This is a genomic window from Shewanella surugensis (assembly GCF_023284005.1).
Classification (GTDB): Bacteria; Pseudomonadota; Gammaproteobacteria; order Enterobacterales; family Shewanellaceae; genus Shewanella; species Shewanella surugensis.
In genome coordinates this window covers 1-5,109 of sequence record NZ_JAKIKS010000208.1, presented here as the reverse complement: position 1 = coordinate 5,109, position 5,109 = coordinate 1, and the positions used below count along the sequence as shown (strand labels likewise).

7 protein-coding genes and 1 pseudogene are annotated in these 5,109 nt (G+C 38.7%); 4 read left to right on the top strand and 4 right to left on the bottom strand.

The genetic code is table 11. The features are described from left to right. From L2764_RS25680 to L2764_RS25665, 4 genes and pseudogenes are all read right to left on the bottom strand, one after another. Window positions 1-210, bottom strand: a pseudogene (locus tag L2764_RS25680) (hypothetical protein); the annotation flags it as partial. A 299-nt stretch (window positions 211-509) separates the two neighbouring features. Beyond that, a complete protein-coding gene (locus L2764_RS25675) occupies window positions 510-953 on the bottom strand; it encodes a hypothetical protein (RefSeq protein WP_248943197.1) in 444 nt (147 codons plus the stop codon). Continuing rightward, a complete protein-coding gene (locus tag L2764_RS25670) occupies window positions 934-2,010 on the bottom strand; it encodes a hypothetical protein (protein WP_248943196.1) in 1,077 nt (358 codons plus the stop codon). Before L2764_RS25670 ends, L2764_RS25675 begins: the two co-directional genes overlap by 20 nt. A gap of 177 nt (window positions 2,011-2,187) precedes the next feature. Then, window positions 2,188-2,424: a hypothetical protein gene (locus tag L2764_RS25665; RefSeq protein ID WP_248943195.1), complete on the bottom strand. Its 237-nt coding sequence runs from the start codon at window positions 2,422-2,424 to the stop codon at window positions 2,188-2,190. A gap of 211 nt (window positions 2,425-2,635) precedes the next feature. On the opposite strand from L2764_RS25665, the gene L2764_RS25660 reads away from it, so the two are divergent. The 4 genes from L2764_RS25660 (at window position 2,636) to L2764_RS25645 (ending at window position 5,014) form a co-directional block, all read left to right on the top strand. Further along, window positions 2,636-2,932, top strand: coding sequence for a sulfite exporter TauE/SafE family protein (locus tag L2764_RS25660; RefSeq protein WP_248943194.1), 297 nt, complete (start codon window positions 2,636-2,638; stop codon window positions 2,930-2,932). A 238-nt stretch (window positions 2,933-3,170) separates the two neighbouring features. Then, window positions 3,171-3,770 carry a hypothetical protein gene (locus L2764_RS25655; RefSeq protein WP_248943193.1) on the top strand — a complete coding sequence of 200 codons (600 nt, stop codon included), beginning with the start codon at window positions 3,171-3,173 and terminating at the stop codon, window positions 3,768-3,770. Between the two features lie 306 nt (window positions 3,771-4,076). Then, window positions 4,077-4,490: a hypothetical protein gene (locus tag L2764_RS25650; protein ID WP_248943192.1), complete on the top strand. Its 414-nt coding sequence runs from the start codon at window positions 4,077-4,079 to the stop codon at window positions 4,488-4,490. Window positions 4,491-4,624: 134 nt separating this feature from the next. Further along, the gene (locus L2764_RS25645; protein ID WP_248943191.1) at window positions 4,625-5,014 is read left to right on the top strand and encodes a hypothetical protein; all 390 of its coding nucleotides are present in this window, start codon (window positions 4,625-4,627) and stop codon (window positions 5,012-5,014) included. Window positions 5,015-5,109: the final 95 nt, after the last annotated feature.

The following is a 5,109-nucleotide window of genomic DNA, read 5'->3' as shown; positions in this document are numbered from 1 at the left end:
AATGACTTGTGTCATGAGCCGATAGCCTTTGCGTAAGGTGAACCAAGAGAAGATATAGGGGACGAAGGCGATGCCGAGAAAGAGTAGTAATGAGACTTTGCGTTCTTTTGGGGTGATGTCTAGTTGTTCATTCGGGTGGCCGCATTGGGGGCAGGTGGCGGCTTTCTTTGAGATGTGATGTTGGCATTGGCTGCACTGAATGAGTGCCATGGCATGTCCTTATGTCCGTGGGTGTTCATCTATTTTAGTCAACATTTATGAATATGGGATCGTGAGTGATGTTGTGGGCTTTGTTAGTGGTTTATAGCGTCATCAAGTAGTGATGGCTATATAGGTCATAAATAAAAAAAAGCCCCGACATGGATATCGGGGCTTGAGGTTTTTGCTTTAATGGATTTGAGTGAGATTCAGGAGTCCACTCATACTAAACTTTAGTCTATATTCTGTAAATATTCAAATTGGCCGATAAGGACCAGTGATAAAGACTGTTTATCACTGGTAGCGTTATTTTATTTTTTCACTTCACAATCAGCCTGAGATAACACAAAAATTTTATAAGACGCATTACGTGAAAAATACGCTTCATTGCGGCATTCTTGATAACCCAACTCTTTCACTTTTTCTCGTGTCATAGAGTCTAAAACCAAGCCTATGATCCCACCAGTAATAGAGAAAATTAATAAGAAGGTACCTATAGGTAACCATATAACCTTATTTTGAATTATTTTGTAAAGTAGACAAAACAAGACAAAAAAGAAGAATCCTGATAATACCCAAACAGAGATGTTATTTAATAAACCACCGACCTTTATTCTACTGGCTTCACCAACACTGTTGTAAACATCTAAAAAACCAATAGACATATAAGCAAAAAAAAGAAAGATCACTGTTCCTATCAAAAAACAAAATACTTCTTTTAACTTTTCAGTCTTTTTATTCTTCATTAATTTCATCTATTAGCCCTTCTATTTTTTCTAACATACCCTCGGTATATTGATATTCATTATCTAAATCAGAAACAGCATATCCAATACCAAAACAAGCGAAGGCAAAAAGCGCAACTTGCCCAGCAACAGGAATGGAAAAACCAGCCAAAGCCGCAGCACTTGAACCCAAAAGAACAGTACCTTGAGCAGCTACACCAGTTACAACCCCTTTAGCCACATCGGCTGAAAAACGTTTAACAACTTCTCTTAATGTCACTTCGTCATTCATCATATAGTCGGCTGCATTCACCGCACCACTAAAGGCTATTTCAACAATGATATTTGACTTGAAAAATGCCTTATTTCCTTTCAAGGTGTTTAAAGCCAGCCCCATTTTAAGCATTTGTGGTGTGCTTCTTTGCCAGCGTGTCCCTAAGTCTAAATATTTAGGCTTGTAGTTTTCGATAACAATATGCTCAACACCATTTATCACGACTGCACTGGCCGTAGCCCCAAAAGAGTTCAATGTTTTACCGAGTGAGTGAGCCGATTTTAAGCCCATCGCTAACCCCGTGTAATTTTTCCCTTCTGACATATTGTCATAGGCACTATTTTGTTGCAGATTTTCAAGGTATTCCTCAGCCTCATCCAGCGTTAATAAAGCCAGTGAAACCGTATCTTGATTAGAAAAATCCCATTCAATGTCATAACGCTCACGGGTTGTAAAATCCTCCGCTGGCCAATGCATATTATTCGGGTTCATTTTTACCCCTGCCTGACTTTGACTAGCCACAGTTGCTAAACTAGCTGCGGCCAACGTAGGGGCTAACATTGATTGCTTTTGGGTAGACGCAGCTTGTTCGGCTTCTGCCGCTGCTCGCTTTTTCGCTAATATCCTTTCTCTGTGTGCAGCATGTCTAGCGTCACTAACGGGATCGTATTTGCTGTTCTCCATCGCTTCTTGGTGCCGCAATTTTTGCTGTCTTAAGTTCTTCTCTTTATGCGTCAATTTCTCTGTAGGAAATGAGGGGCTAACAGGCCTTTTATTTCTCGTTGAAACACAGTAATAACATTGACAACTCATCACAATCCTTTGTTAATGAAAAAAGAGGACAGAATTACAGTTAACACATTGCCAATGCAAGCATTATTCGTTAAAAGTGATAAAAATGAGGTTTGTGTCGCAAAGTTGAAAAGGTCATTTCAGGAATTGAACAGTGATAACATCTGTTATCACTGGTAGAGATGATAAGCCCCATTATCACTGGTAGCCGACTTCAATAAATTCCCCACATTCAGGACACTCAAAGATGTCTGCATGGATCACGCATACCATTGCAATGCAGTTGTTCCTACGAATGAAACAAGCGGGACAAGGGTTTTGGCCATGAGCGTAAATAGTCTCGTAATATTTGATTGTACTGCCTGCGATATGGGTACCCATATCTTGCATGATTGCAATTTCATCATGCAAACATTCTCTGAACTCCGTGTACATAACAACGTCCCTGTAAACACCACAGAGTAATTATAGCAAGTCAGAAATTGGCCAGTGATAAGAACCTTATCACTGATAGCGTTAGACCCATTAGTTAGTTGATTATGATTCTTTCTGCACTATATTTTCATGTAGGACGTTATTGTGTTGCTATTAAATAGCGGTTATTTGTTTCCATAATTGGCGACATCATGTGTTGAGTATATAAATAATGAATAATATAAATAAGTTGAAAGATTACTGCTTAAAAAATAAATTAGTATTATCTCTTGTATTGGTTATAGCAGTTTGGAATGCCTACCTTACATATGAACTTGACAATCATGACCACTATTATGATTACGCAGAGTTTTACCATGAACATGAAGAGGTTTATGCTAGTAAAATGCATGCTCACGATTATGATTATTCAGCGGAAGGACATTCACATGACCACAACCACGATTATGATTATTCAGAAGAGGGGCACTCGCATGATTATGCAGACAGCTATCACTCTCACTACTAAAAATACATAATCAGGTAGCCGGAGGCACCAAGGCACCAAACCTCCAGCCTAAACCACTGTTCATTTATAACTCTGAATCTCAACTTATGGAAACCAGTGATAATGATCCTTATCACTGGTAGATATGCGCCTTTTTGCATCAAATATTTAACAATGGTATCTTGCAGTATTAAGTGAGCAGCTAAGAACGTTATCCTGCTGCCATTCAATAAGACGTTAGCTTTTTTTTGAGGGATTAATGGAAAACTATTTAGATAAATCAGGTAAAGCGATGCTGTCTGCTACTATGACTTTCGATTACGCTAGATCTGCTGAAAAAATGACTGAGTTTAATTGTATCGGAAAAGACAATCTTGCGTGGAAAGAAGGGCCATTCATATCGTCTCCAGCTAATATGCCTGATATCGACCGGTCTTATCCATATTGTTTTAAAACGAGTAAAGAGTTTGCTATGACAGCTCAGCTCGTTTTAGGCGAGAACCCTAAAGTGTCAGAAAATGGTGGTGTTAAGATTCCACTTCCTCCTAAGGATGAACATGAGTCTCGAGTAGAGCCTGTTCTTGCGAAATTAGCAATAATAGAACAGTTTGAGCTATTCAAAGAATACCTATCTACGTTTGATGGTCCTATAAACAAGAAGAAACGAAAAGCATGGGAAGGACAAGTTGATCCTTTAACTTTAGAGCTTCTTATAGAACTAACCGATCGTAGAAATGAACTTACCCATGACTCTGAATATTTTCTTCCAACAATAAAAGAAGCTGTAGAGTATTTCTACAAATTAAGACAGTTGGCTCTGACTTTAATCGAAGCTCATAAATCTCAGGTAAAAAGCTAGTCGGGTAGCTAGAGGTATCTAACCTCCAGCCCCCACACCACGCTGCTTGCGGCTCCGAACAGGGCGGTTCATTTAGCTCTTCTCATCTACCACTGATAAAAAAGCCTTATCACTGGTAGAGTTACCCATCATAAACCTATCTATTTTTCCTTTTATTGCCTCATACTTATCAACCGCTTACTTTAGCATTTTACGATTTTACAACAATGAGTTGTGAGTGTACTCTAGCTGCATAAAAGTAATCGGTTTGGAAGTTTATCCTGCTGTTATTGAATAAGCTGTTAAGTGTCGAATTAAGGAAGCATCATGGCGAACAATATAAAAACTGGAAAAGACACTGTTGTAATAGGTAAAGTGTCAGGAGAAATAGGTGAAGGTTCAGTTGTTATTGGCCCAACTGATGATCGAGGCAATACAATTATTAATACACCAATGGCGATTGGTCGTGATGCCTCAGCCGGTCCAAACTCTATAGCAATAGGTGCAGGTGCTTCGGCAGGTTCGGATATATTTTATTTATTGCAACAGCTTCGAATTGTGCCTGAAGTACAATCAAATGAAACACTTGTTAAAAATATCGACAAATTAACCGCCGAACTTCAAAAGTTAGAACCAAACTCAGGTAAAATTCAAGGTTTGTGGTCTATTATTCAGGGCTCTGCAACTGTTGGCGGTGCAATCGGTTTTGTCCAAACAATCGGAACAATATTGGGTTTCTAAAACACTTAACAAGTTTAGCCAGAGCGACATTTATTCCGTCGCTTCTTTTGTGCCGAACGCTACGCTTGGACAAAATAATTAACTACATAAATGCGCCTGCTAAAGGCCTTATGTTTCAGGAGAGTAGTGAAGTAATGGAGCCATTTAAAATATTTATTGAGAACTGGCCAAGTAGTGATTTAGTTGCGTTATATACACCTATATGCATTGCAGCAGTGGCTGTAATAGTTTCATGGTATTCAGCTCATTTATCACGTAGATCTTTTAATCTTTCAAGTCGTCCGTACGTGTGGGCAAGTAATTATGGAGTTATTGATCAAACTAATAGGACTATTACACCAATACCATGGCGTTTAGGCTATAGGGTGAAAAACTCACCTGCACAAGTGATTGAGAATATAGTTTCTATCAAATTAGGTAGCGTAGAAATATTTTCACATAAAGGTGAAAATTTTGTTCGTTTTCCTGATGAGAGTTCTGAGTGGACATTTACAATTGGTGAAGACAGTGTAGATCCAATATAGTAATGTCACATTTCCCCAATTTAGAGATGTCACATTCTGCTATGCTGAGTAGACATAATCCAGCATATTAGATTGGTGTCATGTTAATTACGATG